This is a genomic window from Aeromonas sp. QDB56, assembly GCF_027705505.1.
Taxonomy (GTDB): Bacteria; Pseudomonadota; Gammaproteobacteria; order Enterobacterales; family Aeromonadaceae; genus Aeromonas; species Aeromonas caviae.
In genome coordinates, this window is record NZ_JAPDBZ010000064.1 from 1 (window position 1) to 22,182 (window position 22,182).

A 22,182-nucleotide genomic window follows, 5' to 3' on the forward strand; every position below is an offset into this window, starting at 1 on the left:
GCGCGAGCAGCTATCACCCAGTAATGGGGATCCCCCTCCTGTGACGCGAAGCGCTAAGGTGGGGGAGGATGTCAATTTCTCGTCAACCCCGCGCTCGCCACCGTGTTCCCTACACAAGGGCGGGGCGCCTGAGAAACCCGCAGGCGCGCCGTGTTGACTGCCACGGGCGAAAGGGGCGCAAGATCAACGGGCAGGATCAGAGGCTGCCCTTGTCAAAAAGCCAGAGGCGGGATGGGCCATGGGCCCAGTAAAAACGCTTCGAAATGGAAGGGGGGGCGCGGGGTTGGCCCTGTGGCGTGCGCGAGAGAGTGTTCAGGATTGGCCCGATTAGACACTGTATATCTGATCGGGCCATCTATTTTGACATGCCGACATGCCGACATGCCGACATGCCGACATGCCGACATGCTGGATAAAGGGATAACCGGATTGTTCGGGACGGCTAGCGAGAGACATATCCTGATGGAAGGGGTCAGGGGAGGGAGCCCCTCGGGCCATATGCCGTCGGGGCAAACAAGAGGGGCATCCGGCGGGCGCCGGATCAGTTGTCCAGGGTCAGCACCACCTTGGCTTCCTTGTCCGTCTCCTTCACCTGGCTGTCGAGCACGAAGAGGCGCTCCGGCGCGATGCCCTGGGTATCCACCAGATACTCCTTGGTGTTCTGGGCGCGCAGGGCCTCGCTCCCTTCATCGAGTCGCAACCGGTCGGCCAGATCCCCGAGATCTTCGTTGAACTTGGCTTCATAGGCCTCTGCCAGTGCGGATTGCATGGCGGGATCCTGCTCCAGCAGCGTCAAATACACCGGGCTGCCGGTGGTCTTGGCCAGCAGCCGCTCAAGCTTCTGGCGCTGGAGGATGGGGCGCTCTTCGTTGAAGTTGACCATGCCGCGAATGTTCATGCTGAGCTTGGGCCTCTCCTTGAGGGCCTGCGCGAGGGTGGTCAGCTTGGTCTGCTGGGTCGGGGTCAGGGCGGGATCGCCAGGCAGGAAGGGGAGCTCGTCGAGATCCTTGGTGCCCCCCGTCAGGGACGCAAGCAGGGAGAAGGGGGAGGTGATGGCCTTGCCGAGGGTATTGCCGAGCACGTCCCAGAAGATGTTGCCCAGGCTGAAATCAGGCTGATCCAGATTGCCCTTCACCTTGAGGTTCATCTTGATGACGCCGCTCGAATCGCTCAGCAGGGCGATGGCGAGGCCGAGGGGCAGATCCTTGGCCTGCTCGCTCTTGACCTTCTCCCCGAGTTGCAGCTTCTTGATGGTGATGTCGTTGTCCCCCTCCAGCCGGTTGCCCTGCAGCTTGTAGTTGAGCTTCATGGAAAGCTGCCCCTTGTCGATGGCATAGCCTGCATAGGTGCTGGAGTAGGGGGTGAAGGTGGTGAGTTCCAGATTGTTGAAGGCCACGGCCACGTCCAGCACGGGATCCTCGATGAGCAGGTTGGCGCCCCCCCGGATGGTGACGGGGGCATAGCGGTCCACCTTGCCGTTGAAGGCGAGCTCGGAGCGCTGCCCCGGGGTGTTGCTGATGTGGCGGCTCTGGCCGTCGAGGGAGGCGATGTCCACCACGAACTCCGGGCTCAGGCTGCGATCGGCGAAGCGCAGGTTGCCCTGGGCGGTACGGATCTGATCGATGACGATGTGCGGGGCGGGGGCGCTCTCCCTGGCGTTCGCGGCGGGTTGCGGCAGCAGCAGTTGCTGCACGTTGGTGATCCCCTCTTCGTTGATCTCGATGCGGGCATAGGGTTTGCTGAGCAGGATGTCGGCGATACGCAGTTGCTGGCTCAGGCGATCATAGTGCAGGCCGCTCAGTTGCAGATTCTCTATCTGGAGCAGGCGCTGGTTGTCGGCTCGATCCAGCACGTTGAGCCCGGCGACCTCGAGTCCACCGCTTATCTCCAGCTTGCTGATGGCCCCCTGGCGGTCGGTGACCAGGTCAAGTCTGGTGCGGCTGGCAAGCTCGCCGTCCCGCACGCTGATGCGCAGCAGATCCTGCAGGTAGGGTTGGGCCAGGGTCAGCGGCAGCCCCTGCTGGCGGATGGCGCCGTTCAGGGTGAAGGGGGTCAGCCCCAGGGTGCCGTCAAACGCCACCGTCGTCCTGGTGTCGAGGGCTGCGTTGAGGGTGAGGGGGCTGGGTTGGGCGGTCTGGCTGCCAAGGGGCCCCAGGGTGAGGGCGATGGCGGAGATGGCCCGTTTCAGGGGCTTGCCGCTGGTGGCTTCGGTCAGGGTGAGGCTGCCCTGGTCGATGCGGGTCTGCTTGAGGGCCCATTGCCAGGGCTTGGCGGGGGTGGCCGGTTGTTTGCCCCCCTTGGGGGTCTTCTGGGGGAGCAGCAGGTCCGCGAGATCCAGTTGTTGCTGGTGGTCGAGGACGGCGGTGATGGCCGGGCTCTTGAGGGTGGCGGCATCGAGCTCAAGGCGCTGCTTGTTGCCATCGATGCGGATCCCGGTCAGCGCCAACTGCTTGAAGCGGGCAAATTCCTCCCCCTTGTTGTGTGTGAGCTGCCAGTTGGCCAGGGTCAGCTTGCCCTTTGACAACTGCCAGTCCAGTCCCTGCTTGCCCTGGGTGAGGCGATAGGCGAGCTCGGCGCTGGCCTCCCCTTTGGCGAGGGTCGCCTTGAGATAGGGGGCCCAGAGGGGGGCGAAGGGGGCGATGGCCACCTTGCCAAGGCTGAGGTTGCCCTTGCCGGCGCCGCTCATCATGTCGAACTCCCCTTCGGCCTTGAGGGGGCTCTTCTCGTTGACTGTAGCGCTCAGGCGATAGGGGTTGAGCACCCCCTCTGCGCTGGAAAATCCGGGCAGGTGCAGGGCGAGCTTGTCCAGGGTGAGGGGCGGCACCCACCCCGGGCTGCTCTGCTTGCGGCTGTCCCGGTAGCTGAGCCGGCCCTGCTCGACGTACAGCTTGCCGATGGTCACCAGCACGGGCTCGGCGCTAGCTGGCGGTGTTTGCTCCGGCGCAGGGGCGAGCAGGGAGGCCAGTGCATTGGTCAAGTTGAAGCGTGCCTCCCCCTTGAGATCCTCGAGGCGCACCAGATCTGCCCTGGGGGCGGTCAGGGTGGCCTCTTCCAGTACCAGGGCGCGCTGCTGCCAGCTCGCTTTCAAGGCGGGAATGAGCTTCAGCTCTTCAAACGACACCAGCGCTTGCTGCTGCTCATCGAGCAGGGCGCTGGGCCCCAGCACGAGGGAGGGGGAGCGGATCCCCACCTCTATCTTGCCAAGGGAGAGGTGCAGACCGTAATGGGTGGCAAGCCAGCCGGGGAGATGGCGCTGGATGAGGGTCGGCGCCTGCCAGAGCAGGATGGTGATGCCGATGAGCAGGAGCGCGAGAAGATAGAGGGCATAGCGCAGAAGACGAGCGGGCAGAGGCTTGAGCATGATGGTCTCCATTTGATGCGCATATGGTAGCAATTAATCGTGCCCGGTTCATGGGAAGGACTCATGAGGTGCGCCGCACTCTGACCGGGCTGGGGAATTATTGTGCGACCAAGGCCGGATTTCCCCCGTTTGCCCCACCTCGCCGCTTGCCCAAACCGCCCACTCTGTCCGGCATGTCGCGACGGGCGATGTGGGGAACAAGGGGGTTGCCGGGTCAGGGCCTGCCACTGCGAATATCCACTGGAAAACCGGGATACCGGGGGCGAGATACCCCCAGAGTCTGTCAACCCCCGTCGGTTTTCAAGCCGCCGAGGGAGTGGATGCAGCGCTGCTCGGCGGCATCGAGCTCGGCCATCACCATCTGGATGTCCTCCAGTTGCTGGCGCAGGGAGTGGCGTCTGGCCTCGATGAGCTGGATCATGGAGTGAAGCTGCATCCGGCTGGAGCGGTCGGTGTCGTACATGTCGAACAGTTCGCGGATCTCCGCCAGGCTGAACCCGAGGCGTTTGCCGCGCAGGGTCAATTTCAGGCGGATCCTGTCCTTGTGGCTGTAGATGCGGGTCTGCCCCTCCCGGGTCGGGGTGATGAGCCCCTCGTCCTCGTAATAGCGGATGGTGCGTGGGGTGATGTCGAACTCCTGGGCCAGCTCCGAGATGCTGTAGGTCCTCTCCTTGCCACTGGCGTGTCTGGCTCTCATGGTGCGCCCTCCTGATGAGCTGGCGGGGTCCTGGCACAGCGGCAAGGGCCGGGTTCATGATGCATGATGGCCTCCCGGGGGGCGCTGCTCGCGCTCTTGTGCGAGGCGCCGTCCCCTCCCGTGCAGGGCCTGGCCGACCCGTGAGCCGTTGGGGCGCCCCAGCAGCTCGCTCACCCACTGGCCGGTGGCGGCCAGCTGGTCGAGATCGACCCCTGTGCTCATGCCAAGGCCGTGCAGCAGATAGACCACCTCTTCCGACGCCACATTGCCGGAGGCGCCGGGGGCATAGGGGCAGCCGCCGAGCCCGGCCACCGAGCAGTCGATGGTGCGGATCCCGCGCTCGAGCGCCGGCAGCAGGTTGGCCAGCCCCTGGCCGTAGGTGTCGTGAAAATGAACCGCAAGCCGGCCCGCCGGGATCTCGTGCAGCACCGCATCCAGCATGGGAGCCACGGTGCCCGGGGTGCCGACGCCGATGGTGTCGCCGAGGGATATCTCGTGGCAGCCCAGATCCAGCAGCCGCTCGGCCAGGGCGGCGACCCGTTTCGGGCGGGTCGGGCCGTCGAACGGGCAGGCGATGACGGTGGAGAGGTAGCCGCGCACCTTGATGCCGAGGCTGCGCGCCTCCTGCACCAGCGGGGCAAAGCGCACCAGGGACTCCTCCACGCTGATGCCGATGTTGGCCCGGGTGAAGCCGTCCGCGCAGGCGGTGAAGAGGCCTATCTCGTCGGCGCGTGCGGCGATGGCGGCCTGCAGACCCTGCAGATTGGGCACCAGGGCGCCATAGCGGGTCGGCCCCCTGCGCGGCAGGGCATTAAAGAGTGCGGCGGAATCCGCCATCTGCGGCACCTTCTTGGGCGACACGAAGGCCCCCACCTCGATGCGCTGCAACCCGCTCTCGGCCAGGCGGGCGATGAGCGCCAGCCGCTGCGCCAGGGAGAGGGTGGCGGTCTCATTTTGCAGGCCGTCCCGCGGCCCCATCTCCACCAGGCTGACCTTGTCGTCCCGGTTCTCGTGCGTGTGGCTCATGAGCGCTCCTCCTGCGCGGTATGGTCCTCGGCAAAGCGCACCAGCACGGCGCCCTGGCTCACCTGTTCCCCCTGGCGGCACTGCAGGGCCTCAATCACCCCGTCCCGGTCAGCCTTGAGGACGTGCTCCATCTTCATCGCCTCCAGCACCAGCAGGGGTTGCCCCTTGCTGACCGGCTGGCCGGCCTCGACCTGCAGCGCCACCACGATGCCGTGCATGGGGGCCAGGATGCCCGGGGCATGGCTCGTGTCGTGATCATGGTGGAGCTGATGATGCTGATCATCGAGCGAGAAGCGGATGCGCCTGCCCGCCAGGTGCAGCAAATAGGCGTCCTCGCCGAGGGGCTGCACCGGATAGCGCTGCCAATGTCCACCCTGGTACAGGCGGATCTGATCTGACCCGAGTTCAAACGGGATCTGCTCGCCCTGCCAGAGCAGGGCGCCCCCTCGCTCGGCGAGGGTGAGAGTGCGGGTCTCCTCGCCGATGCGCACCGTGGCGCAAAAGCGGCGGGTGGGGCCCAGCCGAAAACCTGCGGCCTGCTGCCAGGGGGAGGCATCGCGCTCGCAAGTGGCGAGCCAGAGGGTGGCGAGGGGCCAGGCGAGCGCCGGAACGGGCAGGGTGTCGGTGGGAATGGGCCACTGGGTGTGGTGGCGCATCGCCAGCACCTCTGGCGCTTCGCACAGGCGCTGCAGGAGCGGGCCGTTGTGCACCAGAGGGCCGAGATCCAGGGCTGCCAGGGCATCGGCCAGGGTGGCAAAGGCTTCGCTGCGGCTCGGTGCGTGGGCGACGAGCTTGGCGATCATGGGGTCGTAATAGGGGCTCACCTCATCGCCAGCGGTGACGCCGGTGTCGATGCGCACCCCCTTGGGCCAGGTGAGCCAGTGGATGGGGCCGCTCGCTGGCAGAAAACCGGCGGCCACGTCCTCGGCGTAGAGGCGCGCCTCCACCGCGTGGCCACGCAGCACCACCTGCTCCTGGGTGAGGGGCAGCGGTTTGCCCTCGGCCACCGCCAGCTGCCAGGCCACCAGATCCTGGCCGGTGATGGCCTCGGTAACCGGGTGCTCCACCTGCAACCGGGTGTTCATCTCCATGAAGAAGAACTCCTCCCCGCAGAGCAAAAACTCGATGGTGCCGGCCCCCTGATAGTGGATGGCTTTGGCAGCGGCCACGGCCGCCTCGCCCATGGCGCGGCGCAGGGCAGGGGAGATGTCGGGGGCGGGGGCCTCCTCGATCACCTTCTGGTGGCGGCGCTGCAAGGAGCAGTCCCTGTCCCCCAGATAGATGGCGTTGCCAAGGGCATCGGCAAAGACCTGCACCTCCACGTGACGGGCGCGGGGGAGATAGCGCTCCAGCAGCACATGGTCGTCGCCAAAGGCGGCACTCGCCTCCCGCTTGACCGCCGCCAGGGCGTCGTCAAAGTCGGCCAGCTGATCGACCCGGCGCATCCCCTTGCCACCGCCGCCACTGGCCGCCTTGATAAGGAGCGGGAAGCCCACCTGGCTCGCCTGATCGCGCAAAAAGTCGGGATGCTGATCCGCGCCGTGATAACCGGGCAGCACGGGGACGCCGGCTGCCTGCATCAGCCCCTTGGCCCCCGACTTGTCCCCCATGGCGAGGATGGCGGCGCCGCTTGGGCCGACAAAGCGCAGGCCCCGCTGCTCGCAGGCGGTGGCAAAGTCGCTGTTCTCGGACAGGAAACCGTAGCCCGGGTGGATGGCGTCGGCATTCGCCTCTTTGGCAATCTTGAGCACCTTGCCGGTGTCGAGGTAGCTCTCCCGGGCAGGGGCCGGCCCCAGATGCCAGGCCTCGTCGGCTTCGCGCACATGCATGGCACGGGCGTCGGCGTCCGAGTAGAGGGCGATGGTGTGAATGCCGAGGCGCCGTGCGGTCTTGATGATGCGCACGGCGATTTCACCGCGATTGGCGATCAGCAGGCGCTTGATGGGAGTGTGATGGGTCATGCTACCTCTCTGTTGTTCAAGGCGCACAAGTGCGAAGCGTGTTGATCCACACTCCCGTTATATTGACCACAGCTGGCGATCAGCAGGTGCTTGATGGGGTGGTATTGAGTCATGCTTCGTCCTTGAAACGGGGGCGCCAGGTTGGGGGGCGTTTGTCGAAGAAGGCCTGGATCCCCTCCTGGGCCTCGAGACCGACCCGTACCCGGGCGATGGTCTCGACGGTCTGCTCTTCGTGCTGGTGGCCTGGGCGCCCTTCGAGGGCGGCCAGCAGCCGCTTGGTCTCCTTCATCGCCTGGGGGCCGTTGCGACACAACCGCAGGGCCATGGCGCGTCCCTCTGCCAGCAACTGATCAGGCTGGCTGAGCCTGTGCACCACGTTGAGTCGGCAGGCGGTGATGGCATCAAAAGGCTCTGCGCTCAGCATGTAGCGGCGAGCCTGGCGCATCCCCATGGCGCGCACCACGTAGGGGCTGATCACCGCAGGCACCAGTCCCAGGGTCACCTCGGAGAGGCAGAAGCGGGCATTTTCGCTGGCCAGCACGATGTCGCAGGCGCAGACAAGGCCTAAGGCTCCGCCGTAGGCGGCCCCCTGCACCAGGGCTACCGTGGGGAAGGGCAGCTCGTCCAGTGCCTGCATCAGGTGGGCCAGCACCCGGGCGTCCTCGCGATTCTTGTCAAAGGCGCGGGGGTCGAATGCCTCCCCGGCCATCTTGCGCATCCACTCGAGATCGGCGCCCGCGCAAAAATGCGGCCCCTCGGCGCGCAGCAGCAGCACGTGGGGGCGGTCGGCGAGGGGCTGGCCGTGGGCCAGCTCGTCGAGGCAGTCGAGCAGCCCCTGCATCAGGTCGGCATCGAGGGCGTTGTGACGGGCCGGGCGGGCGAGCACCAGCTCGATCACCGGGCCGTGGCGCTCAAGGCGAAAATGGGCAAGGGGATCGTTGAAGAGCGGGTCTGACATATGAACTCCTTACATCCGGAAGATGCCGTACTGCCCAGGGCCAGGCTCGGCCCCCTGGCAGGCCGCCAGCGCCAGGGCCAGCACGGTGCGGCTCTGGGCCGGGTCGATGACGCCGTCATCCCACAGGCGAGCACTGGCGTAATAGGGGTGACCCTGGCGCTCGTATTGCGCGATCACCGGGGCGCGAATGGCGGCCGCCTCCGACTCGCCCAGAGTCTTGCCCTCGGCGGCGAGCTTGTCCCGGCGCACCTGCACCAGCACCCCGGCCGCCTGCTCGCCCCCCATGACGGAGATGCGGCTGTTGGGCCAGCTGAAGAGAAAATCCGGTTCATAGGCGCGCCCGCACATGCCGTAGTTGCCGGCACCGAAGCTGCCGTCGACGATCAGAGTGATCTTGGGCACCCGGCTGCAGGCCACGGCGGTCACCAGCTTGGCGCCGTGCTTGGCGATCCCCTCTTTCTCCGCCGTACTCCCCACCATAAAGCCGGTGATGTTTTGCAGAAACAGCAGCGGGATCCCCCGCTGGTTGCAGAGCTGGATGAAGTGGGCTCCCTTCTGGGCGCTGTCGCTGTGCAGCACGCCGTTGTTGGCGAGGATCCCCACCTGCATGCCCTCAATGCGGGAAAAACCCGTCACCAGGGTAGTGCCGAACAACGCCTTGAATTCGTCAAACACAGAGCCATCCACCAGTCGGGCGATCAATTCTCGTGCGTCATAGGGGCGCTTGAGACTGGTGCCCACTAGGCCGTAGAGCTCCTCGATGGGGTAGTGCGGCTCATCATAGGAGGGAGCGGATGGGGCGGGTGACGCCGCCGTCTGGTTGTCCCCCAGGTTGCTTACCAGGGTGCGGGCGATGGCCAGGGCATGGGCATCGTCCCGGGCCATGTGATCCGCCACCCCGGAGTGGGCGCAGTGTACCTCGGCGCCGCCCAAGGCTTCTGCGCTGATCTCCTCGCCGGTGGCGGCCTTGACCAGCGGTGGCCCCGCCAGAAAGAGGGTGGCCTGCTCCCTGACCATGATGGACTCGTCCGCCATGGCGGGCACATAGGCGCCGCCGGCGGTGCAGAGCCCCATCACCACCGCCAGCTGGGGGATGCTCTGGGCCGACATGCGAGCCTGGTTGTAGAAGATGCGGCCAAAATGCTCCCGGTCGGGGAACACCTCGTCCTGCATGGGCAGGAAGGCGCCGCCGGAATCCACCAGATAGAGGCAGGGGAGGCGCAGCCGCTCGGCGATGGCCTGGGCGCGCAGGTGCTTTTTCACCGTGAGGGGGTAGTAGGTGCCGCCCTTCACGGTGGCGTCATTCACCACCAGCATGCACAGGCGCCCCGAGACCCGGCCGATACCGGTGAGGATGCCGGCGGCGGGCACCGGTTCGTCATAGACCTGCCATCCGGCCAGCGCCGAGAGCTCGAGAAAGGGGGAGCCCGGGTCCAGCAGCTGGTCGATGCGCTCGCGGGGCAGCAGCTTGCCACGGGCCTGGTGGCGGGCGTTGTTGGCCGCGCCCCCGCCCAAGGCTATCTCCTCCAGGCGGGTATTGAGATCGTCGACCAGTGCCTGCATGGCGGCCCGATTGGCCTCATAGTCGGGGCTCGCGGTGTCGAGACGGGAGTGGATCCTGCTCATGCGCTCTCTCCCATCAGCTCGCGGCCGATGAGCCAGCGGCGGATCTCCGAGGTGCCGGCGCCTATCTCGTAGAGTTTGGCGTCCCGCAGCAGGCGGCCTGTGGGGTATTCGTTGATGTAACCGTTGCCGCCGAGCAGCTGGATGGCATCAAGGGCCATCTGGGTGGCGTTCTCGGCGGCAAACAGGATGGCGGCGGCACAATCCTTGCGGCTGGTGCGGCCCTGATCGCAGGCGCTCGCCACCGAATAGACTAGCGCCCGGCTGCTGGCGAGACGGGTATACATGTCGGCGAGCTTGCCCTGCACCAGCTGAAACTCGCCGATGGCCTGACCGAACTGCTTGCGCTCGCGCACATAGGGGAGCACCACGTCCATGCAGGACTGCATGATGCCAAGGGGCCCGGCCGCCAGCACCACCCGCTCGTAGTCGAGCCCGCTCATCAGTACCTTGACCCCGCCGTGCAGGGGGCCCAGCAGGTTCTCCTGCGGCACCCGGCAGTTGTCGAACACCAGCTCGCAAGTACTGGAGCCGCGCATGCCGAGCTTGTCGAGCTTCTGGGCGGTGGAAAAACCGGGAGTCCCCGCCTCGACGATAAAGGCGGAAATCCCTTTGGGCCCGGCGGCGGCATCGGTCTTGGCATAGATGACGAAGGTGTTGGCATCGGGCCCATTGGTGATCCACATCTTGTTGCCGTTCAGCACGAAGTGATCCCCCTCGCGCACTGCGGTGAGGCGCATGCTCACCACGTCGGAGCCGGCACCCGGCTCGCTCATGGCCAGCGCCCCCACGTGTTTGCCGCTGACCAGATCAGGCAGATATTTCGCCTTCTGATCAGGGGTGCCGTGGCGGTGGATCTGGTTGATGCAGAGGTTGGAGTGGGCACCGTAGGAGAGGCCGACCGAGGCGCTGGCGTGGCTCACCTGCTCCATCACCAGCACATGGGCCAGATAGCCGAGGTTCACCCCGTCATACTCCTCCGCCACCGTGATGCCGTGCAGCCCCAGCTCACCCATGCGGGGCCAGAGATCCCGGGGGAAAGCGTTGCTCTGATCGATCTCGCTGGCGCGCGGTGCGATCACTTTCTGGCAGAAAGCCTCGACCTGTTCGGTCAGGGCCTGGAGGGTTTCATCCATCAGGGCATGCATCCGTGCTCTCCTTGGTGCAGTGGACTGCCGATTTCCCCTGCCATCAGGGTGATGACTGGTCAGTCCATTCGTGATTCAAGTTTACGTTGGCGTAAACGTAAATTGATTGTTGGTCTAAGGTAAATTCGATGGCAGCCCGCCGCAAGGGGCTACCCGGGCAGAGGAGCGCAAGGAGTGAACAGGATGTGCAACAGCAACATGGATGTGGCCGGCCCAGGGTGGCCTGCCATCGCCTGCCAACGGGCTAGGAGGGGGGCATGAGCCAGCATCACACCCAGTACGGGGATCTACCGCTCTACATCGGTGGCGAGGCGTGTCCGTCCGCAAGCGACGAGTGGATAGAGGTGACCGACCCGGCGGACCAGCATCTGCTGGCGCGGGTGCCGAAAGCTACCTCTGCGGAAATTGAGCTGGCGGTGCGCACCGCCCACGACGCCTACCTGCAGTGGCGGGAGGTGCCTCCCTCCGAGCGGGCTCGGGTGATGTTCAACTACCAGCATCTGTTGAAAGTGCATCACGACGAGCTGGCGACCCTGCTGGCCCAGGAAACCGGCAAGAACCTGGCGGATGCCAAGGGGGATGTGTGGCGCGGCATCGAGGTGGTGGAGCAGGCCTGTGCCATTGCCAGCCAGACCCTGGGGGAGACCATGGGCAACGTGGCGCGCCGAGTGGATGGCCACTCCTGGGTGCAGCCCCTCGGGGTCTGCGTCGGCATCACGCCGTTCAACTTTCCGGCCATGATCCCGCTCTGGATGTTCCCGCTGGCGGTGGCCTGCGGCAACGGCTTTGTGCTCAAGCCCTCCGAGCAGGATCCCCTCACCCCCATGCGCCTGGCCGAGCTGTTTACCGAAGCGGGGGCCCCCAGGGGCATTCTGTCGGTGGTGCATGGCGGCGCCGATCAGGTGGATGCGCTGCTCAGCCACCCGGACGTGAAGGCGGTGAGCTTCGTGGGCTCGGCCCGGGTCGGTGGTCACGTCTATCGCAGCGCCACGTCGCAGCTCAAGCGCGCCCAGTGTTTTGTCGGCGCCAAGAACCACATGGTGATCATGCCGGATGCCAACAAGGCGCAGGTGCTCGGCAACCTGGTGGGAGCCGGAGTCGGCGCCGCCGGTCAGCGCTGCATGGCCATCAGCGTGGCGGTGTTCGTGGGGAGCGCCAGGGAGTGGATCCCCGAGCTCGCCGCCGAGTTCGCCAAGGTGAAACCCGGCGTCTGGCACGACCCCGAGGCGGCTTATGGCCCCCTTATCAGCCCGGAGGCGAAAGTCAGGGTGGAGGGGCTTATCGAGGCGGGGATTGCCGAGGGAGCCGAGTGCTTGCTGGACGGCCGTTTTTGCGACGTCCCCGGCTACCCGGTGGGCAACTGGGTGGGGCCGACCCTGTTTCGCGGCGTGACCCCCGAGATGCGCATCTACAAGGAGGAGATCTTCGGGCCCGTGCTGGCCTGCCTCGAGGTGGAGAGCCTGGATGAGGCGCTTGCCCTCATCAACGCCAACCCCTATGGCAACGGCACCTCCCTCTTCACCGGCTGTGGCGCCGCCGCCCGCAAGTTTCGCCACGAGGTGGCGGTGGGCCAGGTGGGGATCAACGTGCCCATCCCGGTGCCGCTGCCGTTCTTCTCCTTTACCGGCTGGCGCGGCTCCTTCTACGGGGATCTGCACGCCTACGGCAAGCAGGCGGTGCGTTTTTACACCGAGACCAAGACGGTGACGGAGCGCTGGTTCGACGAAGACATTCCCAGCGGCCCCAATATGACCATTCAGCTGCGCTGACGGCAGGGGTTGCCCACTTTGCCCGGGTGCCCCCATTGACAGCAACGGATCGACGGAACAAGTACAAAGGAAGCGAACAAGATGGATTTTACCCTGACCGAATCCCAACGGGCCTGTGTCGAGTCGGCCGGCGCCTTCGCCGATCTGGCGCTCAAACCCCATGCCGCGCACTGGGACAGGGAGCACGAGTTCCCCATCCCCACCATCAAGCAGGCGGCGGCGCTGGGCCTGTGTGGCCTCTATACCCCGGAGCAGTATGACGGTCTGGGCCTGAGCCGGCTCGATGCCAGCCTCATCTTCGAGCGCCTCGCCATGGGCTGCACCTCCACCACCGCCTATCTCACCATCCACAACATGGTGAGCTGGATGCTGGGCAGCTGGCTGCCTGCCGAGGTGGCCGAGGAGTGGGTACCCAGGCTCGCCAGCGGCGAGCTGCTGGGCTCCTACTGCCTCACCGAGCCGGGGGCGGGCTCCGACGCTGCGGCCCTCAAGACCCGCGCCGTGCGCGATGGCGAAGATTACCTCCTCGACGGCAGCAAGGTGTTCATCTCGGGCGCCGGCTGCACCGACGTGCTGGTGGTGATGGCCCGCACCGGTGGCGAGGGGGCCAAGGGGATCTCCGCCTTCATGGTACCGGCCCAGACCCCCGGCGTGAGCTACGGCAAGGCGGAGGAGAAGATGGGCTGGAACAGCCAGCCGACCCGGGAGGTGAACTTCAGCGCCGTGCGCATTCCCGCTCGCTTCCGGCTGGGGGAGGAGGGGGAAGGGTTCAAGTTCGCCATGCGGGCGCTCGATGGGGGGCGAATCAACATCGCCAGCTGTTCGCTGGGCACTGCCCAGCAGGCTCTCAACGATGCCCTGGCTCATGTGCAGCAGCGCCAGCAATTCGGGCGTCCGATCAGCGAATTCCAGAGCGTGCAGTTTCGCCTGGCCGACATGGCCACCGAGCTCGCCGCCGCCCGCCTGCTGGTGCGCCAGGCGGCCGCCAAACTCGATGAGGGCAGCCCGGACAAGAGTGCCTGGTGCGCCATGGCCAAGCGTTTTGCCACCGACGTGGGGCACCGCATCTGCGACGACGCCCTGCAACTCTTTGGCGGCTATGGTTATATCCGCGAGTATCCGCTTGAGCGCTATCTGCGCGATACCCGGGTGCACCGCATTCTGGAAGGGACGAATGAAGTGATGCGGCTCATCATCGCCCGCCGCCTGCTGGCCGACCCCGGCCTGGCGCTGGAGTAGCGGGAGTAGCCTGCCCTGAGGACGCAGTCGGCACGTCCTCAGGCTTTGTGAGCCAGGTGCAGGTTGGCTCCATTCAACCCTGTCATCATGGGGCAGTTTTTTTGACAAGGACAACGCAATGACAAGGATCAGGCTCGAATATCACGGCCACGTGGCCTACATCACCCTCGATCACCCACCCGCCAACACCTGGACGCTCGCCAGCCTGAAAGCCTTCTTGCAGATGATGGTGGAGCTGGATGGTCGCCCCGACGTGGTGGCCCTGGTGATCCGCGGTGCCGGAGAGAAATTCTTCTGCGCCGGCGCCGATCTCAAGATGTTCGCCGACGGCAGCCTGGCGCATGCCCGCGAGGTGGCCGAGGCCTTTGGCCACGCCTTCGAGGCGCTGGCCCGCTTTCACGGGGTCAGCATCGCCGCCATCAACGGTTATGCCATGGGAGGGGGGCTCGAAGTCGCGCTGGCCTGCGACATCCGCATCGCCGAGCAGCAGGCCAAGCTGGGCCTGCCGGAGGCCTCGGTGGGCTTGCTGCCCTGCGCCGGCGGCACCCAGCGCCTCACCGAGCTGGTGGGGCCGGGCTGGGCCAAGCGGATGATCCTCTGCGGCGAGAAGGTGAGCGCCACCCTGGCCTACGAGATGGGGCTGGTGGAGGAGGTGGTGACCGAGGGGCACGCCTGGGAGGCGGCGCAGCAGATGGCCCAGCTGGTGGAGCGCCAGAGCCCGAGCGCCCTGCGCGCCTGCAAACAGCTCATCAATCAGGGGCGAAGCACTCACAGGGACGCGGCGCTGCCGCTCGAGCGCAGCCTCTTTCTCGCCCTGTTTGACGATGCCAACCAGCGCGAAGGGGTGGCGGCCTTCCTGGAGAAGCGGGCCCCGCGCTGGCGATACGACCAATCCAAACCGAAAGAGTGAAGGAGTGAAGGATGAATGAGGTAATGATGGCGGCCCGCCATGTCGCAGGGGCAGATACCCGGTCTGCGGGGGCTGCCCATGAGTGAGCCCGTGCGCATCGAGACCCACCCCACGGCGGATGGCCGCTACATCGGCATGCTGACTCTGGACAGCCCCGCCTCCCTCAACGCCCTGAGCCTTGAGATGATCCAGTTGTTGCAGGGGGCGTTGACCCGCTGGGAGCAGGATCCGGCCATCGTCTGCGTGCTGCTGCAGGGGGCCGGCGAGAAGGCATTCTGCGCCGGTGGCGACATCCGCTCCTTTTATTACCGCAAGCAGGAGGCGAGCCACTCTGAGTTGTTCGGCTATGCCCGCGACTTCTTCCTGCAGGAGTACCGGCTCGATCATCACATCCACTGCTACGGCAAGCCCCTTGTCTGCGTGGCGGACGGCATCTGCATGGGGGGCGGCATCGGCCTCTTTGCCGGGGCCGAATTCCGGGTGGTGACAGAGAAGAGTCTGTTCGCCATGCCGGAGGTAACCATAGGCCTCTATCCGGACGTGGGGGCCAGCTGGTTTTTGAGCCGGATGCCGGGGCGGCTCGGACTCTGGCTCGGCCTCACCGGTGCCCGCTTCAACGGGGCGGACGCCATCGGCCTGGGGCTCGCGGATCATGCCATGGAGAGCCGCGAGCGGGCGGAGCTGCCGGCGCGCCTCGCCGCCCTCGACTGGTCCGCAGGCGACCCCTGCGAGCAGATCGAGGCGCTGCTCACCGATTTGCAGGAGGCCCCTGGTCAGGCATTGCCCCCTCCCGTACTGCTGCCCCACCAGGCCCGCATCGATGCGCTGTTGGCTGGCCGTTCCCTGCAAGGGGTGCTGGCACGTCTCGAGGACGCCGAGCTGGATGAACCGGCGCTGGCTCAGGGGCGGGAGACCTGCCTTCGCGGCAGCCCCATCAGCCGCGCCATTCTCTGGCGCCAGTTCTGGCAGGCACGGCGCCAGTCCCTGGCCGAGGTGTTTGCCGACGAGCTGACCCTCTCGGTCAATTGCGTGCTCAGGGGGGACTTCGTGGAAGGGGTGCGGGCTCTGCTCATCGACAAGGACAAATCCCCCCGCTGGCAGGCCCCGCAGACGGGTGAGGCCTGGCTGGATGCCTTCTATCGCTGGCCCGAGGGGGACAACCCCTTGCGCCTCCGCTGACGCGGGATCACACACAAGGAGCACACCATGACAAGGATTGGGTTTATCGGGCTTGGCAACATGGGGGGCCCCATGGCCGCCAACCTGGCCAGGGCGGGGCACAGGATGCAGGTGTTTGATCTGGTGCCCGAGAGCCTGAGCCGGGCCATCGAGGCTGGCTGTATTGCCGCCGGGAATGCCCGGGAAGCGGTGAGCGGCTGCGAGCTGGTCATCAGCATGCTGCCAGCGGGCGAGCACGTGCGCAGCCTCTGGCTGGGGGAGAGTGCCGGTGAGCGGGGTGGCCAGGATCTGCTGGCGGCCCTGTCGCCCGGCACCTTGGTCATCGACTGCTCCACCATAGACGTGGCCTCGGCCCGTCAGGTGGGGGCGGCGGCGAAGGCGAGCGGCATCCGTTTTCTCGATGCCCCCGTCTCGGGGGGAGTAGCCGGTGCGGCGGCGGGCACGCTCACCTTCATCGTCGGCGGCGAACAAGCGGATTTTGAAGCGGCCAGACCCGTGCTCGCCTGCATGGGGCAGAACCTGTTTCACGCCGGGGCGCTTGGCGCTGGCCAGATCGCCAAGATGTGCAACAACATGCTGCTCGCCATCCACATGGCGGGCACCGCCGAGGCGCTGGCGCTCGGGGTCAAGGAGGGGCTGGATCCCGCCGTGCTCTCCACCATCATGGGCAAGAGTTCGGGCAACAACTGGAGCCTGGAGCGCTACAACCCCTGGCCCGGGGTGATGGAGAACGTGCCGGCGTCCCGCGGCTATCAGGGGGGCTTCATGACCCGGCTGATGGTCAAAGATTTGGGGCTCGCCATGGCGTTGGCGGAACATGCCCACAGCGCCGTGCCCATGGGGGCCCTGGCCCGCAACCTCTTCAACCTGCACGGGAGCCAGGGCCAGGAGAACAAGGATTTCTCCAGTATTCTCGAGCTCTATCGGGACAAAACTGCGCCGGGTTAAGGGCCGCTATCTACCTTTTGACCCGATAGTCTTTGACTCGACAGTCACCGGCCATCTCACCAGGAGCATTTATGGATATCACACAGAAAGTCATTGCGATCACGGGGGCGGGCAGGGGGCTGGGCCGCGCCATCGCCCTGAGTCTGGCGGAGCAGGGGGCGCAACTTGCCCTCATCGACGTCAACCGCACAGATCTGGAGGTGACCGAGGCAGAAGTGCGCAGCCGTGACGGCCGCTGCGCCCTGTTCGTCTGCAACGTGGCAAGCGAGCCGGAGGTCGAGGCGACCTTTGCCGCCATCAAGGGACAGTTCGGTGCCCTGCACGGCCTCGTCAACTGTGCCGGCATCCTGCGCGACGGCATGCTGATCAAGGTGAAGGAGGGGGCACTGACGGAGAAGATGAGGCTGGCCCAGTGGCAGAGCGTCATCGACGTCAACCTCACCGGCACTTTCCTGTGCGGGCGCGAGGGGGCGGCGCTGATGGCCACCGGCGGGGAGGGGGGCGTCATCATCAACATCTCCTCCATCGCCCGGGCCGGCAACATGGGCCAGAGCAACTATGCCGCCAGCAAGGCGGGGGTGGCCTCGCTGGTGGTCACCTGGGGGAAGGAGCTGGCCCGTCACGGCATCCGGGTGATGGGCATCGCCCCCGGCGTCTTTGCCACCGACATGACGGCGGCGATGAAACCCGAAGCCATGGCCCGCATGCAGCAGGCCATCCCGGTGGGCACCCTGGGGCAGGCGGCGCAGCTGGCCCAGACGGTGCAGTTCATCCTTGCCAACGACTATCTGTCGGGGCGGATGATCGAGCTGGACGGCGGCTTGAGGCTTTAGTCCCCCCTGCATATACCCTCTCTGAGGCCCCTCCTGCAGCAATGCTGTTCAGATAAGCACATTTTTGACTAATTATTCATAAATGCGACTTGAGTTGGGGGAGCAAGGCTGTTTCCAGTCGATGTTCCTTCAGCCTTTATCCAGCGTGGCTTGCAATAGAAAGAGGGAGGCATCATGCCTCCCTCATTTTTAGCCCTGATACTACGTGGACTGGAACTCAAATTCTCTTAAGTGAACAGCATTGCCCTCCTGCAGGGGCGTTTTTGCAGGAGACAGGCCCCAGCGCAAGGATGCATAGCCATGCAGGTCCGGTTTTTGAAAAGCGGGGCGGCATCATGAAAAGTCGTGAAATATCAACGGGTCTTTCTTAATTTGAACCAGCTCACAGGCACCCCGGGTCAGTGCTGTAAAATTGCGCGCGGTCAAGGCGGCTCATGATTGACGGCAAGAGGGATTGCGGCCGGAATAGTCATGCAATATAGTTGCCGCCTTTTTCACGGGGTACGGATTTCTAGCCCCTCCCATGTCGCGCGCTGTATGAATACGGATGCTCAACCGCCGCCTAATAAAACAGGTTTGAGATGGACAAGAAACTGGGGCTGGGTGCCCTCATTTCGCTGGTGATCGGCTCCATGGTCGGTGCCGGGGTTTTCAGTCTGCCGCAAAACATCGCTGCGCACGCCAGTGCCGGGGCCGTCGCCCTGGGATGGGCCATCACGGGGATCGGCATGATCTGCCTCGCCCTGGTCTACCAGAATCTCTCCATGCGTCGACCGGATCTCGATGGCGGCATCTTCAGCTACGCCAAGGCAGGGTTCGGGGATTTCGTCGGCTTCAACGCCGCCTGGGGTTACTGGCTGTGCCAGCTGCTGGCCAACGTCTCCTACGCCATCGTGGTGTTCAGTGCGCTGAGCTACTTCTTCGACACGCCGGACAAGGTCATCTTCGGTGACGGCAACACCCCGGTCGCCATCACGCTCGCCTCCCTGCTCATCTGGTCGGTGCATGCCCTGGTGCTGCGCGGCATCCAGGTGGCAGCGCTGGTGAACATCGTCACCACCATCGCCAAGATGGTGCCCCTCATCGTCTTCTGTGTAGCCATCCTGCTCGCTTTCAACATGGAGACCTTCACCCTGGATCTCTGGGGGCAGGGGAGTCCCGAGCTCGGCTCCGTGATGGATCAGGTCAAATCCACCATGAAGGTGACCCTCTGGGTCTTCATCGGCATCGAGGGGGCCGTGGTGGTCTCCGCCCGTGCCCGCCATCGCAAGGACGTGGGCCGCGCCACCGTGCTGGCGCTGCTCGGCGCCCTGGCGCTCTACGTCATGGTGACCCTGTTCTCCCTGGGGGTCATGAACCAGCCGCAACTGGCGGCCCTCAAGAACCCCTCCACCGCCATGATCCTGGAAGCCGTGGTCGGCCCCTGGGGCGCCTGGCTCATCAACATCGGCCTGGTGATCTCGGTGATGGGGGCCCTGCTGAGCTGGACCGTGCTGGCGGCGGAAGTGCCCTACATAGCTGGCAAGACCGGGGTCTTCCCGGCCTGGTTCGCCAAGGAGAACAAGAACGGTTCCCCCAAGGTGTCGCTCTGGTGCTCCACCTGCCTGGTGCAGATCTTCCTCATCATCATCTACTTCCAGAACAGCACCTACCTGGCGCTGGTGAACATCGCCACCTCGGCGGCCCTGGTGCCCTATGTCTTCTCCGGTGCTTACGGTCTCAAGCTGGCGTTGAAAGGGGAGACCTACGCGGACCAGCCCCATCAGCGCAAGCGCGACCTGCTGCTGGCCCTGGTGGCCACCGTCTATGGCTGCTGGCTGGTCTATGCCGCCGGAGTGGAGTACCTCTTGCTGGTGGCGCTGCTCTACAGCCCGGGGATCTTCATCTACTGGAAGGCGCGCCAGCACCACGGCCTGCGCAGCCTCAACCGGCTGGAGCAGGGGATGACGGCAGCCCTGCTCGGTTGCGCCGTGCTGGCGTTCTACAAGGTGATGGACGGTACCATTCCCCTGCATTAATCGGCACAATAAAGAGATGGCAAGATGCCATCTCTTTTTTATGGATAATGGCGGTCAAGTTGACCGCTGTTTCGTTATTGAAGGAATGTTTATGCTGTTTGTGGGCTATCTGGTGTTGGGCGCCTTCGCGGGCATGCTGGCCGGGCTGTTCGGTATCGGCGGCGGCCTCATCATCGTCCCCGTGCTGGTCCTGAGTTTTCACGCACAGGGCGTGGCGCCGGAGATCATCACCCATCTGGCCCTCGGCACCTCGCTGCCCACCATGATCTTCACCGGTTTCAGCTCCCTGCGTGCGCACCAGGAGGCCGGGGCGGTGGACTGGGGAATGATACGGCGCCTGGGCGCCGGCATGCTGGTGGGTGCCTGGCTCGGCGGCATGACCGCCAACCTGCTGAGCGCCAGCACCCTCAACATCATCATCGGCTGCTTCGCCTGGACCATGGCCCTGCAGATGGGGCTCAATTTGAGGCCAAAAGCGGAGCGACACATGCCGGGCCCCCTTGGTACCGGGATCGCGGGCACCGTCATCGGCTGGATGTCGGCCTTGTTCGGCATCGGTGGCGGCTCGCTGACCGTGCCTTACCTCACCTGGAATTCGGTGCCCATGCGCAACGCCGTGGCCGCCTCCGCCGCCTGCAGCATGCCCATCGCCCTGGCAGGCAGCCTCAGCTATCTCTATGCCGGTTGGGGAGACGCCGATCTGCCCGAGTGGAGCGTCGGATTCATCTATCTGCCGGCCCTGCTTGGCATCGTGCTCACCAGCACCCAATTTGCCCGTCTGGGCGCCAGACTGGCACACCGAATGTCACCCCGGCGGCTCAAGCAGGCCTTTGCCCTGCTCATGTTGCTGGTGGGTGCCAAATTCATGCTCTTTAGCTGAACCCTTGGCCAGATTGTTGAAAAATAAGGCGAACGGCTCGCACAGCGGTAGAAAGCCGTTGCATTGAGGGGCCAGTTTGCCTATTCTCCTCGCCGGTGGTCCTATTGGTCCTCTCGCATTGATAACCCGTCGACCTGGTCAGGACCGGAAGGTAGCAGCCAAGGCGGGGGACTCGAGTGCCGGGATGTGGCTGGTAGGGCCACCACTTGTTTTTGGAAATCAATAAGTTAGCTTCCTAACGCCCTTGGTCATCCACTTTGTGTGGACGACGAGGAGCTCATCGATGAATCTCTGGCTCAGTCCCCACGGCATCTGGTATTACCGGAAAGTCACCACGCTCCCCTGTGGTCGTCGTAAAGAGATCAAAAAATCCCTGCATACCCGAGACAAGCTGACGGCCCGTGCAGCTGTTGCGAAGCTGCTTGCCTGTGTGCGTTCCAGAGCTCAGCCAGTCGTGCAATCCGCAAGCGAGCCAGAGAACCCTCAACCTCAGCCGCACATCAAGCCTGCTGTTCCGGCGGCCAAACCGCTTGCTCCGCTGTTGTCGGTCTTGAGTGACCGCTATCTGAAAGAGAAGGCCCTCTCCTGGGCACCGAAAGAGCTCAGCAACCAGAAGAACTACATCGGCTGCTTCATCAAGGCGCTGGGTGATAGACCGGCTGCTGACTATGCGAAAGCGGATGTGGTCAAGTTCAAGGAGGACCTGCTGAACTCCGGCAAGAGTCCGACCACCATCAACAAGTATCTGCAGAAGCTCTCTCTGCTGTTTAACTGGCTGGCTAACCATCAGGATGGGGTCATCAACCATTTCGCCGGATTGAAGCTACAGCGAGCCAAAGAGGTGAACTCACGAAGTGGGTACACAGCGGAAGAACGTCACAAGTTTATCGGGTGGGCTAAGCAGCAAGAGCCCCACCGTAGGTGGATTGCTCTGCTGGGGCTGTTCACCGGGGCTCGTGCCAACGAGATCTGCCAGCTCTATGCCGATGATGTGCAACAGGTTGACGGTATATGGTGCCTGAATATTCGCAGTGGACGGCCAGACCAGAAACTCAAGACGGCCAACAGTGCTCGTCTCGTTCCTCTCCATCGATACCTCATCCAGAGCGGTTTCATCGAGTTTGTGAAGGGGAGGATAGGGGGACGCCTCTTCCCTGAACTGCCACATCGCCAGGATGGATACAGCCATCTGTGGGGGCAGTGGTTTAGCCGTCATCGTCCCGTCGACAAGGACTTCCACAGCCTGCGGCATACCGTGGGAACAGCCCTCAAAGATCACGGTGTTCCATTGCAGTATGCGGCGGCGATCTTGGGCCACACCAACGGGGCGATCAGCTATGACCGATATGGAGGGGATGTCTCGCTGGAGAAGCTCAAAGAGGTGATAGAGGCGGCTCTTTCATCCTTTGCTGATGCCGGATAAAGGGACGGATGGTTTTGCTGAGATGCTGAAATTTTGGCATTTTTAAGAACTTTTTCTACGATGTTTCATACAGAAAAAGTTCTATAAATAGCTGAAATTTCGGCAGATTGACTGCTTGGTTTGGTCCATTTTCCTTTGTTGGCGGGCAAAACGGGAAAGTCAAAAACGGCAGAGGGGCCCGCAGGCCCCCCATTCGTCATACTGTGTAG

Annotated in this window: 16 protein-coding genes and 1 other RNA gene; 10 read left to right on the forward strand and 7 right to left on the reverse strand. The window is 64.7% G+C overall.

From position 1 onward, the window contains the following. Positions 1–541: 541 nt before the first annotated feature. The 7 genes from OKB81_RS11735 to OKB81_RS11765 form a co-directional block, all read right to left on the reverse strand. Positions 542–3,373: a DUF748 domain-containing protein gene (locus OKB81_RS11735; protein WP_442865968.1), complete on the reverse strand. Its 2,832-nt coding sequence runs from the start codon at positions 3,371–3,373 to the stop codon at positions 542–544. A gap of 271 nt (positions 3,374–3,644) precedes the next feature. Next, positions 3,645–4,058 (reverse strand): MerR family transcriptional regulator, encoded by a 414-nt coding sequence (locus OKB81_RS11740; RefSeq protein WP_160837761.1) that lies wholly within the window; start codon positions 4,056–4,058, stop codon positions 3,645–3,647. A gap of 54 nt (positions 4,059–4,112) precedes the next feature. Next, positions 4,113–5,084, reverse strand: a complete 972-nt coding sequence (locus OKB81_RS11745) for a hydroxymethylglutaryl-CoA lyase (protein ID WP_160837759.1) — start codon at positions 5,082–5,084, stop codon at positions 4,113–4,115. Further along, on the reverse strand, positions 5,081–7,045 hold the full coding sequence (locus OKB81_RS11750; protein ID WP_160837757.1) for an acetyl/propionyl/methylcrotonyl-CoA carboxylase subunit alpha: 1,965 nt from the start codon (positions 7,043–7,045) through the stop codon (positions 5,081–5,083). The genes OKB81_RS11745 and OKB81_RS11750 overlap by 4 nt, the downstream gene beginning before the upstream one ends. A 109-nt stretch (positions 7,046–7,154) precedes the next feature. Beyond that, positions 7,155–8,003 carry an enoyl-CoA hydratase-related protein gene (locus tag OKB81_RS11755; RefSeq protein WP_042878770.1) on the reverse strand — a complete coding sequence of 283 codons (849 nt, stop codon included), beginning with the start codon at positions 8,001–8,003 and terminating at the stop codon, positions 7,155–7,157. A gap of 9 nt (positions 8,004–8,012) precedes the next feature. Beyond that, entirely contained in the window at positions 8,013–9,629 is a 1,617-nt protein-coding gene (locus OKB81_RS11760) for a carboxyl transferase domain-containing protein (RefSeq protein WP_270805252.1), read from the reverse strand. Next, on the reverse strand, positions 9,626–10,774 hold the full coding sequence (locus tag OKB81_RS11765) for an isovaleryl-CoA dehydrogenase (RefSeq protein ID WP_270805253.1): 1,149 nt from the start codon (positions 10,772–10,774) through the stop codon (positions 9,626–9,628). The genes OKB81_RS11760 and OKB81_RS11765 overlap by 4 nt, the downstream gene beginning before the upstream one ends. Positions 10,775–11,031: 257 nt before the next feature. Between OKB81_RS11765 and OKB81_RS11770 the strand changes: the two genes are divergently transcribed. The 10 genes from OKB81_RS11770 (at position 11,032) to OKB81_RS11815 (ending at position 21,973) form a co-directional block, all read left to right on the forward strand. Continuing rightward, the gene (locus OKB81_RS11770; RefSeq protein ID WP_270805254.1) at positions 11,032–12,543 is read left to right on the forward strand and encodes a CoA-acylating methylmalonate-semialdehyde dehydrogenase; all 1,512 of its coding nucleotides are present in this window, start codon (positions 11,032–11,034) and stop codon (positions 12,541–12,543) included. Positions 12,544–12,624: 81 nt separating this feature from the next. Beyond that, positions 12,625–13,782, forward strand: coding sequence for an acyl-CoA dehydrogenase family protein (locus OKB81_RS11775; RefSeq protein ID WP_201957254.1), 1,158 nt, complete (start codon positions 12,625–12,627; stop codon positions 13,780–13,782). A 118-nt stretch (positions 13,783–13,900) separates the two neighbouring features. Further along, entirely contained in the window at positions 13,901–14,692 is a 792-nt protein-coding gene (locus OKB81_RS11780) for an enoyl-CoA hydratase (RefSeq protein WP_010674596.1), read from the forward strand. Positions 14,693–14,770: 78 nt separating this feature from the next. Then, positions 14,771–15,871, forward strand: a complete 1,101-nt coding sequence (locus OKB81_RS11785) for an enoyl-CoA hydratase/isomerase family protein (protein WP_270805255.1) — start codon at positions 14,771–14,773, stop codon at positions 15,869–15,871. 27 nt (positions 15,872–15,898) lie between these two features. Beyond that, positions 15,899–16,819, forward strand: a complete 921-nt coding sequence (gene mmsB / locus OKB81_RS11790; protein ID WP_160837749.1) for a 3-hydroxyisobutyrate dehydrogenase — start codon at positions 15,899–15,901, stop codon at positions 16,817–16,819. A 71-nt stretch (positions 16,820–16,890) separates the two neighbouring features. Further along, positions 16,891–17,652, forward strand: coding sequence for an SDR family oxidoreductase (locus OKB81_RS11795; protein WP_160837747.1), 762 nt, complete (start codon positions 16,891–16,893; stop codon positions 17,650–17,652). Positions 17,653–18,233: 581 nt separating this feature from the next. Beyond that, positions 18,234–19,670: an arginine-ornithine antiporter gene (arcD, locus tag OKB81_RS11800; RefSeq protein WP_160837745.1), complete on the forward strand. Its 1,437-nt coding sequence runs from the start codon at positions 18,234–18,236 to the stop codon at positions 19,668–19,670. A gap of 91 nt (positions 19,671–19,761) precedes the next feature. After that, positions 19,762–20,550: a sulfite exporter TauE/SafE family protein gene (locus OKB81_RS11805; protein ID WP_042014760.1), complete on the forward strand. Its 789-nt coding sequence runs from the start codon at positions 19,762–19,764 to the stop codon at positions 20,548–20,550. A 102-nt stretch (positions 20,551–20,652) separates the two neighbouring features. Further along, positions 20,653–20,749, forward strand: an RNA gene (gene ffs / locus OKB81_RS11810) — signal recognition particle sRNA small type. Between the two features lie 84 nt (positions 20,750–20,833). Then, entirely contained in the window at positions 20,834–21,973 is a 1,140-nt protein-coding gene (locus OKB81_RS11815; RefSeq protein ID WP_270805256.1) for a site-specific integrase, read from the forward strand. The last annotated feature ends 209 nt before the right edge of the window (positions 21,974–22,182 follow it).

What these genes read in the sequence shown, in the direction of transcription:
- OKB81_RS11735 (WP_442865968.1), bottom strand. Translation starts at nt 3,373, where the DNA reads ATGGAGACCATCATGCTCAAGCCTCTGCCCGCTCGTCTTCTGCGCTAT.
- OKB81_RS11740 (WP_160837761.1), bottom strand. Translation starts at nt 4,058, where the DNA reads ATGAGAGCCAGACACGCCAGTGGCAAGGAGAGGACCTACAGCATCTCG.
- OKB81_RS11745 (WP_160837759.1), bottom strand. Translation starts at nt 5,084, where the DNA reads ATGAGCCACACGCACGAGAACCGGGACGACAAGGTCAGCCTGGTGGAG.
- OKB81_RS11750 (WP_160837757.1), bottom strand. Translation starts at nt 7,045, where the DNA reads ATGACCCATCACACTCCCATCAAGCGCCTGCTGATCGCCAATCGCGGT.
- OKB81_RS11755 (WP_042878770.1), bottom strand. Translation starts at nt 8,003, where the DNA reads ATGTCAGACCCGCTCTTCAACGATCCCCTTGCCCATTTTCGCCTTGAG.
- OKB81_RS11760 (WP_270805252.1), bottom strand. Translation starts at nt 9,629, where the DNA reads ATGAGCAGGATCCACTCCCGTCTCGACACCGCGAGCCCCGACTATGAG.
- OKB81_RS11765 (WP_270805253.1), bottom strand. Translation starts at nt 10,774, where the DNA reads ATGCATGCCCTGATGGATGAAACCCTCCAGGCCCTGACCGAACAGGTC.
- OKB81_RS11770 (WP_270805254.1), top strand. Translation starts at nt 11,032, where the DNA reads ATGAGCCAGCATCACACCCAGTACGGGGATCTACCGCTCTACATCGGT.
- OKB81_RS11775 (WP_201957254.1), top strand. Translation starts at nt 12,625, where the DNA reads ATGGATTTTACCCTGACCGAATCCCAACGGGCCTGTGTCGAGTCGGCC.
- OKB81_RS11780 (WP_010674596.1), top strand. Translation starts at nt 13,901, where the DNA reads ATGACAAGGATCAGGCTCGAATATCACGGCCACGTGGCCTACATCACC.
- OKB81_RS11785 (WP_270805255.1), top strand. Translation starts at nt 14,771, where the DNA reads ATGAGTGAGCCCGTGCGCATCGAGACCCACCCCACGGCGGATGGCCGC.
- mmsB (WP_160837749.1), top strand. Translation starts at nt 15,899, where the DNA reads ATGACAAGGATTGGGTTTATCGGGCTTGGCAACATGGGGGGCCCCATG.
- OKB81_RS11795 (WP_160837747.1), top strand. Translation starts at nt 16,891, where the DNA reads ATGGATATCACACAGAAAGTCATTGCGATCACGGGGGCGGGCAGGGGG.
- arcD (WP_160837745.1), top strand. Translation starts at nt 18,234, where the DNA reads ATGGACAAGAAACTGGGGCTGGGTGCCCTCATTTCGCTGGTGATCGGC.
- OKB81_RS11805 (WP_042014760.1), top strand. Translation starts at nt 19,762, where the DNA reads ATGCTGTTTGTGGGCTATCTGGTGTTGGGCGCCTTCGCGGGCATGCTG.
- OKB81_RS11815 (WP_270805256.1), top strand. Translation starts at nt 20,834, where the DNA reads ATGAATCTCTGGCTCAGTCCCCACGGCATCTGGTATTACCGGAAAGTC.